Source organism: Oceanobacillus sp. Castelsardo, assembly GCF_001659985.1.
In the GTDB taxonomy this organism is placed as follows: domain Bacteria; phylum Bacillota; class Bacilli; order Bacillales; family Amphibacillaceae; genus Oceanobacillus.
This window is the reverse complement of the sequence record NZ_LYCS01000002.1, coordinates 469191-485215: the sequence shown is the minus strand read 5'-3', so window position 1 is coordinate 485215 and position 16025 is coordinate 469191. Positions and strand designations below refer to the sequence as shown.

The 16025-nt window shown below is 35.7% G+C and carries 15 protein-coding genes and 1 pseudogene; 15 read left to right on the top strand and 1 reads right to left on the bottom strand.

Annotation, left to right across the window (positions count from 1 at the left end; genetic code table 11):
- Positions 1 to 121: 121 nt before the first annotated feature.
- From A9178_RS06450 to A9178_RS19635, 5 genes and pseudogenes are all read left to right on the top strand, one after another.
- Positions 122 to 553, top strand: a complete 432-nt coding sequence (locus A9178_RS06450; protein WP_068673484.1) for a PaaI family thioesterase — start codon at positions 122 to 124, stop codon at positions 551 to 553.
- A 215-nt stretch (positions 554 to 768) separates the two neighbouring features.
- Positions 769 to 1929, top strand: a complete 1161-nt coding sequence (nagA, locus tag A9178_RS06445) for an N-acetylglucosamine-6-phosphate deacetylase (RefSeq protein WP_068673482.1) — start codon at positions 769 to 771, stop codon at positions 1927 to 1929.
- A gap of 2 nt (positions 1930 to 1931) precedes the next feature.
- Positions 1932 to 2666, top strand: a complete 735-nt coding sequence (gene nagB / locus A9178_RS06440) for a glucosamine-6-phosphate deaminase (protein WP_068673480.1) — start codon at positions 1932 to 1934, stop codon at positions 2664 to 2666.
- A gap of 245 nt (positions 2667 to 2911) precedes the next feature.
- Entirely contained in the window at positions 2912 to 3013 is a 102-nt protein-coding gene (locus tag A9178_RS18590) for a YjcZ family sporulation protein (RefSeq protein ID WP_082918115.1), read from the top strand.
- Between the two features lie 95 nt (positions 3014 to 3108).
- A pseudogene (locus A9178_RS19635) lies at positions 3109 to 3195 on the top strand (YjcZ family sporulation protein); the annotation flags it as partial.
- A gap of 207 nt (positions 3196 to 3402) precedes the next feature.
- Here the strand turns inward: A9178_RS19635 and tkt are convergent.
- Complete coding sequence (gene tkt / locus A9178_RS06430) at positions 3403 to 5409, bottom strand: transketolase (RefSeq protein WP_068673476.1); 2007 nt, start codon at positions 5407 to 5409, stop codon at positions 3403 to 3405.
- A gap of 174 nt (positions 5410 to 5583) precedes the next feature.
- On the opposite strand from tkt, the gene rpiA reads away from it, so the two are divergent.
- From rpiA to A9178_RS06380, 10 genes are all read left to right on the top strand, one after another.
- On the top strand, positions 5584 to 6285 hold the full coding sequence (gene rpiA, locus A9178_RS06425) for a ribose 5-phosphate isomerase A (RefSeq protein WP_068673474.1): 702 nt from the start codon (positions 5584 to 5586) through the stop codon (positions 6283 to 6285).
- Positions 6286 to 6310: 25 nt separating this feature from the next.
- On the top strand, positions 6311 to 7336 hold the full coding sequence (locus tag A9178_RS06420) for a zinc-dependent alcohol dehydrogenase (protein WP_068673473.1): 1026 nt from the start codon (positions 6311 to 6313) through the stop codon (positions 7334 to 7336).
- 361 nt (positions 7337 to 7697) lie between these two features.
- Positions 7698 to 8456: a DeoR/GlpR family DNA-binding transcription regulator gene (locus A9178_RS06415; RefSeq protein ID WP_068673471.1), complete on the top strand. Its 759-nt coding sequence runs from the start codon at positions 7698 to 7700 to the stop codon at positions 8454 to 8456.
- A gap of 298 nt (positions 8457 to 8754) precedes the next feature.
- A complete protein-coding gene (locus A9178_RS06410) occupies positions 8755 to 9513 on the top strand; it encodes a DeoR/GlpR family DNA-binding transcription regulator (RefSeq protein WP_068673469.1) in 759 nt (252 codons plus the stop codon).
- Positions 9514 to 9534: 21 nt separating this feature from the next.
- A complete protein-coding gene (locus A9178_RS06405) occupies positions 9535 to 9924 on the top strand; it encodes a tautomerase family protein (RefSeq protein WP_068673468.1) in 390 nt (129 codons plus the stop codon).
- Between the two features lie 63 nt (positions 9925 to 9987).
- On the top strand, positions 9988 to 11193 hold the full coding sequence (locus tag A9178_RS06400; RefSeq protein ID WP_068673466.1) for an MFS transporter: 1206 nt from the start codon (positions 9988 to 9990) through the stop codon (positions 11191 to 11193).
- A 220-nt stretch (positions 11194 to 11413) separates the two neighbouring features.
- Entirely contained in the window at positions 11414 to 12418 is a 1005-nt protein-coding gene (locus tag A9178_RS06395; protein WP_068673464.1) for a LacI family DNA-binding transcriptional regulator, read from the top strand.
- 232 nt (positions 12419 to 12650) lie between these two features.
- Entirely contained in the window at positions 12651 to 13682 is a 1032-nt protein-coding gene (locus tag A9178_RS06390) for a Gfo/Idh/MocA family oxidoreductase (RefSeq protein WP_068673462.1), read from the top strand.
- Positions 13683 to 13709: 27 nt separating this feature from the next.
- A complete protein-coding gene (locus A9178_RS06385; RefSeq protein WP_068673460.1) occupies positions 13710 to 14723 on the top strand; it encodes a Gfo/Idh/MocA family protein in 1014 nt (337 codons plus the stop codon).
- A 139-nt stretch (positions 14724 to 14862) separates the two neighbouring features.
- Positions 14863 to 15876, top strand: coding sequence for a zinc-dependent alcohol dehydrogenase (locus A9178_RS06380; protein WP_068673458.1), 1014 nt, complete (start codon positions 14863 to 14865; stop codon positions 15874 to 15876).
- The last annotated feature ends 149 nt before the right edge of the window (positions 15877 to 16025 follow it).

The window sequence follows — 16025 nt, the reverse complement described above, 5'->3', positions numbered from 1 at the left end:
CAATTTATGAAGGGGGTTAATTTTGACAATTATATGGCAAATTCTGATTAGGAAACTATTTGGGTTTAAAAGTTTTGTGATATGATGAAAGAGAAAATCAAAAGGGGTAGGGGGAATTGTAATGGAGAAAAAAGAGTTTATGAGTTTAGTTGAAAAGGCTTACGACGAAAGAAAGATTGATCGTGAGAGTATATTTCTGTTTAACCTTTTTCAATTTGATTTTAATTATGATGATGAAAATAGAACATGTACAATTACGTGTCCAATATCTGAAGTGATGCTTAATCCAAGTGGGATTGTTCATGGGGGAGTTTACACATTTATGACAGATACGGCAATGGGGCATTTGAATTTTCACTTAAAGGATGCACCATATGTTTCGCTAGAATTGAAAACTTCTTATTTTAAAGCAGCAACCACTGGTAATATTACTGCTACAGCAAGATATACGAAAGAAGGATATAAAGTATGCTTCATGGAATGCGAAGTACATAATGAAGAAGGAGACCTATTATGTAAAACTTCGGGGACTTTTTATAGATATAACAAATAGATTTACATAAATAAAATCTTTTTTAAAATTAGTATGCAAAAGAAAAAACATTGTATATGCACGGAGCAGCCCGAATACACGTAGACTCCTGCGGGAGGAAAGGCCTAGGTGAGACCACCGAAGAGCGATAGCTCAAGGAGGGCTCAACAGCCGCCCGCGGAAAGCGAAGTGTATTCGGGCTGCGGAAAATTTGGAATAATAAGGGAAAGATACGAATGAACAACCTTTGTATAAAAGATGCAAAAATAGTTATGAATGATATGTATGTCAAAGGGAATATATATATAGAAGAAGGCCGAATTAAAAACATTGAAATGGGAAGCTCTAAATTAGAAGATATCGGAGTAGAGGTTATCGATGCTACCCATTTAATAGCTATTCCTGGATTTATTGACACCCATATTCACGGCGCAAACGGAGCCGATACGATGGATGCAACAGAAGAGGCCTTAGATTCCATTACTGAATTTTTACCAAAAGAGGGAACGACAAGTTTCTTAGCAACGACGATTACACAATCAAACGAAAATATTGAAAAGGCACTAAAAAACATAGCTACATATGAGAATAAGAAGGGGCAAGCCGAATTATTAGGCGTTCATCTGGAGGGGCCATTTGTTGAACCATCTAAAGCAGGAGCGCAACCGAAGGAATTTATTCAAAAACCAAATGTTGAACTTTTTTTTAGATGGCAACAAATATCGGGTGGAAAAATTAAAACGATAACGATGGCACCTGAACATGATGTAGAAGGTATTTTTATCCAAGAAGTAGCAAAATCCGGTGTAAACGTTTCGGCCGGTCATACCGCTATTCAATTTCCAAAAATGAAGCAAGCAGTAAAGTTCGGTGTGAGCCAACTTACTCATTTATGTAATGCGATGAATGGGGTTCATCACCGTGATGTAGGAGCGGTCGGTGCGGCTTTTCTTTTAAAGGAATTGCATGCGGAATTAATTTCTGACGGGATCCATATCGTTCCAGAAATGCTTCAGTTGATTTACGATATGATTGGTAGAGATAGGCTTATCTTAATTACAGACGGGATGCGGGCGAAGGGATTACCTCCAGGTGCTTATGAATTAGGTGGTCAGCCTGTAAAAGTATCGGAGGACCAGGCAACACTAAAAGACGGTACACTTGCAGGAAGTATGTTAACGATGATTGGGTCAGCTCGTAACATGATGAAGTTAGACGGGGTAGGTCTAAAAGATATCGTGAAAATGGCTTCGGAAAATCCAGCAAAGCAAATTGGTGTATTTGACAGAAAAGGGACCATTGAGATTGGGAAAGATGCAGATATATTACTTCTTGATGAACAGCTTCATATTAAGTATACTATTTCTTGCGGAGTCGTTTCATACAAAGGAGAATGAAGATGAAAATAATTCAAGTGAAAGATTACCAAGCAATGAGCGAAAAAGCATGTGAAATAATCGTGGAGAGAATGCAAGAGTTGGAAAAACCAGTACTAGGACTTGCAACTGGTTCTACTCCAGAAGGTATGTACGAATGCTTGATTAAAAAGAATAAAGAAGGGAACGTTTCCTTTAAAAATACGTCAACATTCAATTTAGACGAGTATGTTGGAATTGCTGAAGAAGATCCGAATAGCTATCATTACTTTATGCATGATAAATTTTTAGATCATGTCGATATAGAAGAAGAAAATTCTCATTTGCCAAGTGGATTAGAAAAAGATATGGATAAAGAATGTAAAGAATATGAGCAAATGATTCGTGATGCTGGTGGTATCGATTTACAGGTGTTAGGTATCGGAGTGAACGGTCATATTGGATTTAATGAACCAGGAACACCATTTACGAAGGAAACTCATGTTGTAGAATTAACGGATTCTACTCGCAAGGCAAATTCAAGATATTTTGCATCTATAGATGAAGTGCCAACCCATGCTATTTCAATGGGGCCTGAAACAATTATGCAAAGTAAAGAAATATTGCTACTCATTTCTGGTGAAAATAAAGCAGATGCTGTTGCTAAATTAATTGAAGGCGATGTGAGCGAACAAGTACCAGTATCAATTTTAAAGAATCATGAAAATGTAACACTTATAGTAGACGAAGCAGCATTATCTAAAACGAAGATAAAATAAATAATATGATATTGCAGGAGCAGTCCATGTGAATGGGCTGCTCTTTTGAGTTGTGCTGAATTATGTATTCGATCTTATTTATTCCGCAAAACGATATGGAGTCAAATTACCTATGGATTTACCTTCTCATCTTACTGCTTTTTGTTTGAATCCTGTAAAACGTCTAAAACTAGGATTTTATCCATGTCGCCATTTATTCCGAGAGCATATAGTAACTATATAAGGCTTAAGGGGGGTGTAATGTTATGAGTGGTGGAACAGGATATGGTGAAGGTTTCGCTTTGATCGTTGTGTTGTTTATTTTGTTAATTATTGTTGGATCTGCGTACGTTGGTTTCGGTTATTAATATAAAATAAGGTAAGGAGTGTTATTATGGGATTCGGTTTTGGTAATTGTGGTTATGGTGGATATGGATACGGTGTAGCAGGAGCAGGATACGGAGGAGGATATGGTGGAGGTAACAACTTCGCACTAATCGTTGTTCTGTTTATCCTTCTAATTATCGTTGGCGCAGCTTGGTATTGCTAAGTTTTTAATGGAAGAAGCAAGCCTTTCTTAATAATTTTCCTCTCGTCTTTTACTAAAGACTATTACCTCCTCTGAAGCGGTGTTAGGGTAGCTAGAAATTTAGCTACCCGTTTTTTACTTTATTTGTGATTTAAACGATCAAATAAAGAATGCGGAACCTTTAAAAAGGTTCCGCATTTTTAGTTAAACCTAACTCAATATAAAAATTTAAGCAAATGTAGGATTTAATACTTCTTCTACAGCTTTCACTACATTTTCAACTGTAAATCCGTATTCTTCAATCACTTTATCTCCTGGTGCAGATGCTCCAAAACGATCGATTCCGAGTACTTTACCATCTAGGCCTACATAGCGTCCCCATCCAAGAGTTGCTCCCATTTCAATAGCTACGCGAGCTCTTACTTCAGATGGAAGAACAGCTTGTTTGTATGCTTCGTCTTGAGCTTCAAAACGATCCCATGATGGCATGCTTACTACACGGGCATCGATTCCTTTAGCTTTCAATTCAGCTTGAGCTTGTACAGCTAATTGTACTTCAGAGCCTGTTGCTAAAAGAAGCGCATCTGGAGTTTCTTTTTCAGAATCTACTAGTACGTAGCCACCTTTTTGTACTCCTTCATAACCAGTACCTTCTAATGTTGGAAGGTTTTGACGAGTTAAAACAAGTGCAGTTGGCGTGTCAGTAGATTCTACCGCTAATCTCCATGCTGCAGAAGTTTCGTTTGCATCTGCAGGGCGGATAATAGAAAGACCAGGCATTGCACGTAATGCTGCTAAATGTTCGATTGGTTCGTGAGTTGGGCCATCTTCTCCTACAGCAATGGAATCGTGAGTTAATACATAAGTAACCGGTTGATTCATAATGGATGCTAGACGAATAGATGGACGTAGGTAGTCATTAAATACGAAGAATGTACCACCATACACTTTTAGTCCACCATGAAGTGCCATACCGTTTAATGCAGCACCCATCGCATGTTCACGAACACCAAACCAAATGTTACGTCCTGCGTAATTTTCTTTTGAATAGTCTTCTTCTTTATTCATCATTGTTTTGTTAGAACCAGCTAAGTCCGCACTTCCACCAAAGAAGTTTGGAACAGCATCTGCAATAGCGTTTAATACTTTACCAGAAGACGCTCTAGTTGCTAATGTGTCCTCACCTGGAGTAAATTGTGGTAGCGCTTTTTCCCAACCTTCAGGAAGTTTGTTATGGATTGCTAATTCTAGTTCATTTGCTAATTCAGGATATTTCTCTTTGTATGTGTTGAAAAGATCTTTCCATTGTGCTTCTTTTTCTGCACCGTCTTTTACAATTTTTTCGTTAAAGTCAGCGTAAACTTCTTCTGGTACGTGGAAAGCTTCATGCTCCCAGTTATAGAACTCTTTTGTTAATTTCACTTCGTCTGTACCAAGTGGAGCACCGTGGGAATCGGATTTAGCGGATTTATTTGGTGATCCGTAACCGATTACTGTTTTAATTTCAATTAACGTAGGTTGTTCTGTGTTTTCTTGTGCTGCTTTGATTGCATTTCTAATTTCATCTAGGTTATTTCCATCTTCTACATATAGAACTTGCCAACCGTATGCTTTGAAACGTTCTTGTGCATTGTCAGAATAAGATTTATCTAAATCTCCATCTAAGGAAATATCATTCGAATCGTAAAGAACGATTAATTTACCTAAGCCTAAGTGACCAGCTAAAGAAGCTGCTTCATGAGAGATACCTTCCATTAAGTCTCCATCACCAACAAGAGAGTAAGTGAAATGATCAACCACATTTAAATCTTCTTTATTATATTTAGCAGCTAAATGACTTTCTGCCATCGCCATACCAACTGCCATTGAAATACCTTGTCCAAGTGGACCAGTTGTTGCTTCGACACCATCTGTATGGTTTACTTCAGGATGTCCAGGAGTTTTAGAATCCCACTGACGGAATGATTTTAAATCATCCATGGAGACATCGTAGCCTGATAGATGAAGCAAACTATATAAAAGCATGGAACCATGACCTGCAGAAAGTACAAAACGGTCACGATTAAACCATTTCGAATGTTTTGGATTGTGATTCATGAAGTCAGTCCAAAGAGTGTATGCCATTGGTGCAGCCCCCATTGGTAAACCTGGGTGACCAGAGTTAGCCTTTTCAATCGCATCAATTGAAAGAGTACGGATCGTATTTACTGATAGCTGTTCTACATTATTTGACATTGTCAAACTCCTTCCGAATAAGTATATAATATATTTATAGTATTACTATATCCTAGTATAATAGAAATTGTTTAGGAAACAAACAAATATTATTATTTTATAAGTAAATTTGTCGTTTTTCGTTTATAATGAATAGAAGAAAAGGTTTACATAAGGAATAGGAGGATTTTGGAAATGGACCAAGTCGATGAAACGAAACAATTAGTTGGTGAAGAAGTGGTTAAATATGTAAAAGATGGAATGAAAGTTGGATTAGGTTATGGTTCCACCATGTATTATGCGGTGAAAAAATTGGGGGAACGTGTGAAAGAAGAGGGACTTCATATTGTTGGCGTACCCTCAGCGAATAAAACAGCGGAATGGGCGAAGGAATTTGGTGTACCATTAACAGATTTCTCAAAAGTTCAGGAGCTTGATATCGCGATTGATGGAGCGGATGAAGTGGATCCTAATTTTCAATTAATTAAAGGTGGCGGCGGTGCATTATTCCGTGAAAAAGTAGTTGCTGCATCAGCTAAGGAATTTTATGTCATAGTCGATGATTCTAAAATGGTGGATCATTTAGGTGCATTCAAACTACCAATTGAAGTAGTCCCTTTTGGTTGGGAAGTAACATTCAGTAAAATTGAAAAGTTTGGATGTGAACCAGTATTAAGAAAAAAAGATGGAGAAGTATTTATGACAGATAATGGAAACTACATATTAGATTGTGATTTCCAGAAGATTACTGAACCTGAGAAACTACATAATGAACTAATTGGAATAGTAGGTGTTGTGGAGACAGGATTGTTTATTAATATGGCTGATAAAGTTTTTGTGGGGAAAGATGGGAAAGTGGATATTGTTAATAATAGTTCTGTAAATAACAACAAATAAGCAATTAAGCAAAGGGAGATAACTCATGAAGGCATTAGTAAAAAAGGGACCAGGTGAAGAAAATATTGGACTGGAACAACTAGATAAACCTTCAGCAGGAGAATCTGAAGTTCTTGTTAAGGTTCATGCGACAGGGATTTGCGGTACGGATGTTCATATTCTTAAGGATGAGTATCCAGCAAATTATCCAGTTGCGTTAGGCCATGAATATTCCGGCTACATAGAAGAAGTTGGTTCCAAAATTACTAACTTCAAAAAAGGGGATAGAGTTGTTTCTCATACAGCAGCAGTAACATGTGGAAATTGTTACTACTGTAAGCATGGATTACTTATGTTATGTGAAGAAAGAAAATCTATAGGATCTGGTGTGAACGGTGCATTTGCAGAATATGTGGTTGTTCCAGCAGAGCTTACTTACAAAATTCCAGAAAATATAAGTATGGATGAAGCCGCACTCAGTGAACCCCTTGCATGTATCGTACGAAGTGTAATTGAAAGAGCGACAGTAAAAGCGGGTGATTCGGTTATTGTCTCTGGACCAGGAACGATAGGTCTTCTTACTCAACAAGTGGTACAAGCTAGCGGTGGAAATGTGACGGTAGTTGGTACTTCACAGGATCGAGCAAGACTGGAGCTCGCTAAAGAATTGGGTGCAATGGATATTATCGTGGTTGATGATGAGAGAGAACAAGAAAAGTTACAATCTATTATGGGAACATTTGATGTAGCTTTTGAGTGTTCTGGAGTAGCACCATCTGCGGATAATTGTTTACATTTATTAAAGAAAACGGGCTTATACGTTCAAGTCGGTTTGTTTGGTAAGAAAATTCTATTTGATCATGACTTGGCACTAATGAAGGAAATTAATATTACGAATAGTTATGCATCGGAACCTACTTCATGGGTTAGGGCATTACAATTACTAGAATCTGAGAAAGTAAATGTGAAACCTCTTATTTCTAATAAACTACCATTGGAAGAATGGGAAAAGGGTTTTGATATTGTGATGAATAAGGGTGGGTTTAAAGTATTGTTAGAGCCTAATGAATAAAAATTAAATGAAAGGATGTTCTTAGGTAATTATATGATTTAAGAACATCCTTGTTTTAGTTGCGCAATAAGACGGGTTGACACTTGTCAATAACTTTACTTTATATAGTGACGGAAGCAATCGTAGGGAGATATACAAAGTTGTAGATTTATAAACGGAATAAATAGTCTTACTTATCAACCTATACAAATCCATTGAATGAAAGCGGTATCAATGTTAGAATGAAATCATAAGTTAACCAACTTATTCTCTTAAAGAAATTATATATATACATTTAAGGTTATGAACTTCTTATGTTATTTGGTTACTTGTTAAAAAATAGTGTATGATAATGATAATTATAAAAAAGGGATGAGTGTATGTGTTAAAAACAAAACGTTTGGATTTGATTCAGGAATATATCGTTGAGCGCGGCAGTGTTTCCCTGGACGAATTAGTTGAAAAATTTAATGTATCCAAAAATACAATCAGAAGAGATGTGAATGATCTAATTGAGGGGGGAGAATTCAAGAAAGTTTACGGTGGTGTTTCCGTAGACAAATCTACCTCTACGGTTCCATATGTAGATAGACAAATTCGGAATCATAAGCAAAAGCAGGTAATAGCAAAGGCTGCGGCTGAATTTGTTCAAGATGGAGACATTATTTTTATTGATTCTGGTACCACTACAGTGGAAATGGTAGAGTTTATAAAAGAGAAGGAATTAACGATTATTACAAATAATGTTGATTTTATTGTTAAGGCGCTTCCTTATAATAATTTAAGTGTATTTTCTACTGGTGGGATGCTAGAACGTAAAACAAATTCGTTTACTAGTGCGCATAATGATGAATTAATTACTTCTTATAATATTACAAAGGCGTTTATTGCGTCTACTGGAATCACCATTAAGAATGGAGTTACGAATTCCCTTCCGTTAGAAAGTGGGCTAAAGAGTACGGTTGTTCAAGAAAGTGCAGAAAGTTTTTTATTGGTGGATTCCAGTAAATTCGACAAAGCAGCGTTAACGACATATTGTCAATTAAATGAAATCAACTACTTAATTTCAGATAGTATACCCGATAAATATATTCGTTATGCCAAAGAAAATAATATTGAAGTTGTTGTGACGAAAAAGTAAGCTTAAATGCTTACTTTTTTTGCTAATTTCAAGTTTATTGATTAATTAATCCGATATTTGTATCCTCTTATTCCATAATCAGGCTCATTCATTCGTTACCACCCCTAAATAAAATTCTATTCCATTCATCTTTAAATAGTTAGGTTTTGTGTTTTTTTTTACTATTTTGGTTATGTTTTATCAATAAAAAATATAGTAATTTATGTTTTATAGTAAATAGTGGTTAACTTTTGGTTATTTTATGGTATGATATAACTAAGGTACGAAAAAGGTTACATTATGGAGGGAGGGAATAGAAGTGTTGAAAGTTGAAAGATTGGACGAAATCAATGAATACATTAAAAATAATGTAACGGTTTCTTTAGATGAATTGGTTAAAGTGTTTGATGTCTCAAAGAACACGATACGTAGAGATGTGAACGAATTAGTAAAAAGTGGGGAATTTAGTAAGATATATGGCGGTGTATCCGTAAATCGATCAACTATTATTCCATATAAAGATAGAAGTATTCAAAATCAGGCTGCAAAGCAACAAATTGCTAAGCAAGCTGCTTCCTATGTGGAAGATGGTGATATCATTTTTCTCGATTCGGGTACAACTACAGTAGAAATGTTTCATTTTATTAAGCATAAAAAGGTAACGGTTATAACGAATAATATGGAGTTTGTTATTGCTGCACTACCATTTGAGAATTTAAATATTTTTTCTACTGGTGGAATGCTCGAACGTAAAACTAAATCTTTAACAAGTATTCATAACAAAGAAGTAATTAGGGGATATAACATTAATAAAGCATTTCTAGCTTCCTCTGGTATATCTTTGAAAAATGGAGTCACGAATTCCCTCCCTGTCGAAAGTGATTTAAAGGCATGTGTTGTGGAAAAAAGTGATGATGTGTTCCTATTAGTAGATCATCATAAATTCGACAAGTATTCTTTAACAACTTACTGTAGGTTAGAACAAATTGATCATCTTGTAACTGATAAACAACCAGCAAATCAATATTTAGATTTCATGAAGAAACATAATATTAAATTGATGGTAACAGGAAAATAAAACATTTATGGAGGGATATTTATGCCATTATTAAGGTTTGATATAATTGAAGGAAGAACGGATGAAGAAATAAAAGAATTATTAGATGCTACTCATGATGTGGTTGTGAGGGCTTTTAATGTCCCTGAAGGAGATCGTTATCAAATCGTTAGTCAACATCGTTCAAATGAAATGATTATTCAGGATACTGGTTTAGGTTTTGAAAGAAGTGATAAAGTCGTTGTTATTTCCATGAGAAGTACTCAAAGAAGTGACAAACAGAAAAAAGACTTTTATGATATGCTTGTGAAGGAACTAGGGGAAAGATGTGGTATTGAACCAAACGATATTATGATTAATATTATGACGAATGGTGCTGCAGACTGGAGCTTCGGTTTCGGTGAAGCACAGTTTCTAACGGGTAAATTATAAAAATAACAAAGCCGAGGATTATCACTCGGCTTTATTAACTTTTAGTGTTGGAAGGGGTTACATATGTCGAAAGCTATGTCACGAAATAAAGCTCTTTTTATTGTTGTTTCTTTTCTATTGTGGTTCCCTCATTTCCTATATGTTCCAATCCTTTCTCCTTACATGGAAGAGATAGGTACACCGTATACTTTTATCGGAATTGTTTTAGGAAGTTATGGAATTACGCAACTTTTGTTTCGTTTGCCAATCGGTATAAGATCAGACATGATGAAACTTAGAAAACCGTTCATTATTGCCGGAATGGTAATGAGTTTATTAAGTTGCTTGATTTTTATTACAATGGATGGCACATGGTGGTTATTACTCGCGCGTTCATTTGCGGGACTTGCAGCTGCCTCTTGGGTAGCATTTACTGTTTTGTACCCAATTTATTTTTCTAAGGATAAAGTACATGTTGCAATGGGAAGTATTTCTTTCGTCGTTGTACTTGCTCAATTCCTTGGAATGAGCTTCAGTGGGTATATGGTAGAGGTATGGGGATGGAAATCGCCATTTTGGATTGGGACTTTCTTTAGTATAATCGGCCTAATTCTATCCTTTTTCATTTATGAGCCAAAAGAAAAAGAGGTATCCCAACCCATTCAATTTAAAGAGCTGGCAACTGTCATTCGGGAATCTAATCTTCTTAAAGTCTCTTTTCTATCTATCATTGCTCATAGTATTATGTTCTCCACGATGTTTGGTTTCACCTCCACTTTTGCATTACAGGTAGGGTTTAAACCGAGTGAAATTACGTGGATTGTTTTTGCTTTTATGATCCCTCATGCTATTGCAACATTGTTTATGGGGAATGTTTTAGTTCCACGTATAGGAGAATGGCCAGCACTTAAAGCAGCATTTTTTCTAACGGCGGTATTTACCTTTATAGTGCCTTTTGCAGAATCTAAAGTGTTGTTTCTTATCGTGCAAGCATTCGCCGGATTTGCATTGGGACTTGTATTTCCATTATTACTAAGTATGTCTATTCAATCGATTTCTCAGGAAAAAAGGGCTACCGCAATGGGAGCCTATCAATCTATTTATGCTATTGGTATATTTATTGGACCATTCGTGACGGGAATCATTAATTCTTCATTTGGGCTGGAATCAGGTTTTTATTTTCTTGGAGTTGTTAGTCTTATCACGACAGTGCTGATTGTGATTTGGGGTAGACAGGAAGTTAAGCGTAAGGATTCAGCCAATGAATATAAGGAAAGAATAGTTGAATAAGATGAAATAGAGAGAAAGAGTAATTTTTCTCTCTATTTTCTTTAGAAATTTGATAAAGCGGAAAGGTAACTTTAAAACTTTGGTTTTCTCCTCACCTTCACCGCATAAATTATTGTACAAAGTACCTCACCATGTATAATAATACATATATATACTGCTTCAAGTTTACATAAAGAATATTATTAGAAAATGAATAGCGTACGAAAAGGGATGATTAGGAGTGAAAGTTACCATTTATGATGTAGCAAAAGAAGCAAATGTTTCGATAGCTACCGTTTCAAATGTGATTAATAAGAAGGGGAGGATTGGTGAGAAAACGAGAAAACGGGTACATGAAGCGATGGAAAAGTTAAATTATGAACCGAATATGCTTGCATCTGCTTTAACGGGGAAACAGACAAAAACAATCGGACTAATAATACCAGATTTGGCTAACCCATTTTTCTCTGAATTAGCAAGAAGTATTGAGGATCGGGCACATGAACTAAGTTATAATATCGTCATTTGCAGCACGGACTATCAGGAGGAAAAAGAGAATAAATACATAAGTTTACTTAAGCAAAAAAGAGTAGACGGTTTCATTTTAGCTTCTGGTTTTGAAAACTTAGAAAGAGTTCAAGAATTAATGAAAGAAGATATTCCAGTAGTTATTGTTGCAAGAGATTACCCTAATTTCTCTATCAATGCGGTTGCGTTAGATGACTATATGGGAGGCTATCAAGCTGCCAATCATTTACTTCAATTAGGTCATAAAAATATCGGATTTATTGCTTTAGATGTCTATAGTAATAGAGAGCGAATACGTGGTTTTAAAGATGCTTTAAGAGAGCATCATATTGAACCTCGGAAAGACCTTCATTTTATTGAAGATAAAAAGCAAAGTCTTGTAAAAGCAGGAAACATCAGTGCTATAGAATATCTTGAGAGTGAAGAGATACCAACTGCCGTGTTTGCATGTAATGATTTACTAGCAATAGGAGCTATTCAAGCTATCAAAGAGGCAGGGCTAAATGTACCAGACGATATCTCGATTGTCGGATTTGATAATACAAGTATTGCAACGATTGTGGATCCTCCATTAACAACGATGTCACAACCTATCCAGAGAATGGGGAGGGAAGTAATGGATTTGATCATCTCTATTTTTAAAGGAGAGAGGGATGATGAAGTACGTATCACATTGGTTCCGGATCTTGTAAAAAGGAAATCAACGAAAGAAGTATAAAAATAGGTAAAACGGGTGCAACAGACATCTGTTTTACCTATTAGTAAAGCGCTTAACTTAAAGGGTGGAAATAACATAATTGTTTGACTATAATATCATATTAAACTATACTTAGATTAAAGTTAAGCGGTTACCCTCATATCACTGTTTAATGTAAGCGTTTAATTTAAAAGGAAATCATTGAAAATCAACTTCTATTATTTTAGTTAGAGTATAAAAGGAGGCTATTCATTTGACTAAGGAAATACGTATTGCTTCTATTGGAGTCGGTACTTTAGGTTTCTTACATGCATCTAATATTCAGCATCGAGTACCGAATGCTAGAATTGAAAAGGTTGCAGCAACGCGAGAAGAAAGTGCGAAACGTGCAGCGGATAAATTAGGTATTCATAATTGGACAACGAATCTATCAGAAGTTTTCGAGGATGATAATGTTGATGCAGTTGTGATTACAACGCCGAATTATACCCATGCAGACTTAATTAAACGTGCTGCTGAAAGTGGTAAACATATTTTTGTTGAAAAACCCATTACAAAAACGATTGAGGAAGCTCATGAAGTAATTGATGCAATTGATAGAAATAATGTCATCTGTCAAGTTGGTTTTATGAGAAGATTCGATCCTACATATCAAGAAGCGAAAAGAAGAATTGAACAAGGGGATATAGGACAACCAATCTACTTCAAAGCGGTTGGAAGGGACCCAGGTTCTCCACCTGAATCCTATGTAAAAACAAGTGGAAGTATATTCCATGACTTTACGATTCATGATTTCGATGCAGCACGATATTTAATGGATTCAGAGATTAAATCTATTAGGTCTGTTGGCAAAGTATTAATGGATGAATATTTGAAAAAATACAATGACTACGATCAAGCTCATTCCTTAATCACCTTTGAAACAGGAGCTTTTGGAGATATTGAATCCAGCCGAAATGCGGGCTATGGTTATGATATTCGTTCAGAGGTAATCGGGACAGAGGGAACGATTCAATTAGGAAGCTTGCGTAATCAAGATGTACAGTTCTTATCTTTAAATGGTAGCAATAGTAGTGAAATTGTACCTGAATATCAAACGAGATTCCGTGAATCCTTTGTGAAGGAAATGGAATATTTTGTTGGTGTGCTAAATAATGAAAATGAACCAGTGAATACAGCAGTTTCTGCTTTAAGATCATTAGAAGTGGCTGCTTCCGCTGTTGAATCTTGCGAAAAAGATCAAGAAATCGAAGTAAGAAGAAAGGTTTTCGAAGCAATAAAATAAACGATGCGTGTCTTTGGGGGGAGTTTTATGTCAAAAGTAAAAGTTGGGATTTTAGGAGCCGGTGGAATTGCTCAAACTCATGTAAGTAATCTAAGCAATGATCCACGTGTAGACATTATTGGTATTGCCGATATTAAAAAAGAAAATGCAGAAAATCTAGCAAAACAAACAGAACATGCAAAACCTGTTGGAAGCTTAGAAGAATTATTTGAATTAGGTGTTGATGCAGTTTATGTAACGATACCAAATACGTTACACGTTGATGCTGTATTAACATGTCTAGAAAACAATGTAAGTGTATTTTCGGAAAAACCAATGGCAACCAATTTAGCGGATGCGAAGAAAATTAAAGATGCAGCAGCAAAATCGGATGCAATTTATAATTTAGGAATGAACCAAAGATATGCACATGTGTTTAAAAAGGTTAAGGGTCTAATAGAAAAAGGAGAACTTAATCCATATGTTGCTCATATGAAATTGAACCGTGGAGAATTATTGAATCCAGCATGGACAAGTAATCCGGAAGTTACTGGCGGCTTCTTTTTTGAGACACCAATTCACCTTCTAGATTTAAGTCGATATCTCTTTGGGGAAGCGGTTACGGTTACCTGTGAGGCAAGACAAAGTATTTCCGAAAGCGAATTTGATAGTTTCACAATTTTATTAACTTACGAATCTGGAACAATAGCAACGTTTGTTACGTATGCCCACTCTGGTTGGAGTTTTCCATTTGAAAGTTTAGAAGTTTATGGAAAACACTCTACTATCACAACAAAAGATTTGGATCATGTGATGTATTCTCCGGGTTTAAATCAAAAGATTGAAATTGAAGAATTCTTTGATGTATCTTTTGCTGAAAAATGGGGGTATATTGAGGAAGATAGACTATTTGTTGATGCTTTAGTTAGCGGATCTAAACAACCAGTTACAGCAGAAGATGGTTATCAAACTGCTAAACTTATTGATGCTATTTATGAGAGTGCTAAGACTGGTGAAAAGATAACACTAGCGGAATATAAGAAGGAATTGGAGACGGTTTAAGTGAAAAAGAGGATTCAGCTGGAAAGTTGAATCCTTTTTTAATCTAATATTTCTAAAAACTTATTGACCTGTGAATTATTGTCAAATATAATACACATTAGGTAAAGCGTTTAATCAAAAACATAAAGGAGGAAAACCTATGTTAGCTGGAGTTTTCGATAGGATAGGGAGCTTAACCTTAAAGGAAAAAGAAATTCCAACATTAAATTCTGAATACGATGTAAAAATAAAAGTGGAAGCCGCTAGTATTTGTGGAACAGATGTTCACATTTTAGCCGATCCACCAGGTCATCCTGCAACTACTGGAGTTGTACTTGGTCATGAATTTGTTGGGGAAATAGTAGAAACTGGCAGTGGAGTTTCGACAGTACAAATAGGAGATAGAGTGGTTATTGATCCAACCCTTGTTTGTGGTAACTGTTCCTATTGTAAAAGCGGTCACGCCCATATGTGTGAAAACAGTTCCACTATAGGGATATTTGAAGATGGAGGATGGACATCCTATTGTGTGGTTCCATCAATGAATGTGCATAAGATTTCAAAAGATGTACCGCTAGAGGTAGCTTGCCTGGCAGAACCTTTGTCCGTTGTCGTAAATGGGATAGAAAAAATAAACATCCAACCAGGTGATAATGTAGTTATATTAGGCTCTGGGCCGATTGGGCAAATTTTTACACAAGCGGTTAAGGCTGCTGGTGCAGGAAAAATCATCTGCACTGATTTTTCTGATTTTCGATTGGAGTATTCCACAAAGTCTGGTGCTACCCGTACGGTTAATCCTAACAAAGAAGATATTATCCAAATAGTAAAAGAAGAGATGTTAATAGGGGCAGACGTTGTTATAGATTGTGTGGGTGTATTGTTAAATCAATCACTTGAACTAGTTAGAAAGGGTGGAAAGATTTTATTAGTAGGAATGAATGATCATGCTGAGACCACTGTACGACAGTATGACATTACTAGAAATGAAATAACTATCCAAGGAACTTATATACAAAATTTTGATTTCCCGAAGGTTACTAAGATTTTGGAAACGAATCTTTTAAATTTAGATGAAATCATAACACATCGTATAACTTTAGATAAAATACATGAAGGAATGGAAGTCATGCGAAGTGGAGAAGCAATTAAGGTTATTGTTTATCCGGAATAATGGAATATATGGTTAAAAAAAGATAAAGATGGTCAAATAGGATATGTTTGGTGAAAAATGTCAAATGTATTCTAATTGCAAATATAAATGAAATGAAGTTAAAACGCTTAGCCTCAAATAACAAAAAAGTTATAAAGTTTTAATAAGTT

Coding starts and splice junctions, on each gene's coding strand:
- A9178_RS06450 (WP_068673484.1), top strand. CDS start 122: ATGGAGAAAAAAGAGTTTATGAGTTTAGTTGAAAAGGCTTACGACGAA.
- nagA (WP_068673482.1), top strand. CDS start 769: ATGAACAACCTTTGTATAAAAGATGCAAAAATAGTTATGAATGATATG.
- nagB (WP_068673480.1), top strand. CDS start 1,932: ATGAAAATAATTCAAGTGAAAGATTACCAAGCAATGAGCGAAAAAGCA.
- A9178_RS18590 (WP_082918115.1), top strand. CDS start 2,912: ATGAGTGGTGGAACAGGATATGGTGAAGGTTTCGCTTTGATCGTTGTG.
- tkt (WP_068673476.1), bottom strand. CDS start 5,409: ATGTCAAATAATGTAGAACAGCTATCAGTAAATACGATCCGTACTCTT.
- rpiA (WP_068673474.1), top strand. CDS start 5,584: ATGGACCAAGTCGATGAAACGAAACAATTAGTTGGTGAAGAAGTGGTT.
- A9178_RS06420 (WP_068673473.1), top strand. CDS start 6,311: ATGAAGGCATTAGTAAAAAAGGGACCAGGTGAAGAAAATATTGGACTG.
- A9178_RS06405 (WP_068673468.1), top strand. CDS start 9,535: ATGCCATTATTAAGGTTTGATATAATTGAAGGAAGAACGGATGAAGAA.
- A9178_RS06400 (WP_068673466.1), top strand. CDS start 9,988: ATGTCGAAAGCTATGTCACGAAATAAAGCTCTTTTTATTGTTGTTTCT.
- A9178_RS06385 (WP_068673460.1), top strand. CDS start 13,710: ATGTCAAAAGTAAAAGTTGGGATTTTAGGAGCCGGTGGAATTGCTCAA.
- A9178_RS06380 (WP_068673458.1), top strand. CDS start 14,863: ATGTTAGCTGGAGTTTTCGATAGGATAGGGAGCTTAACCTTAAAGGAA.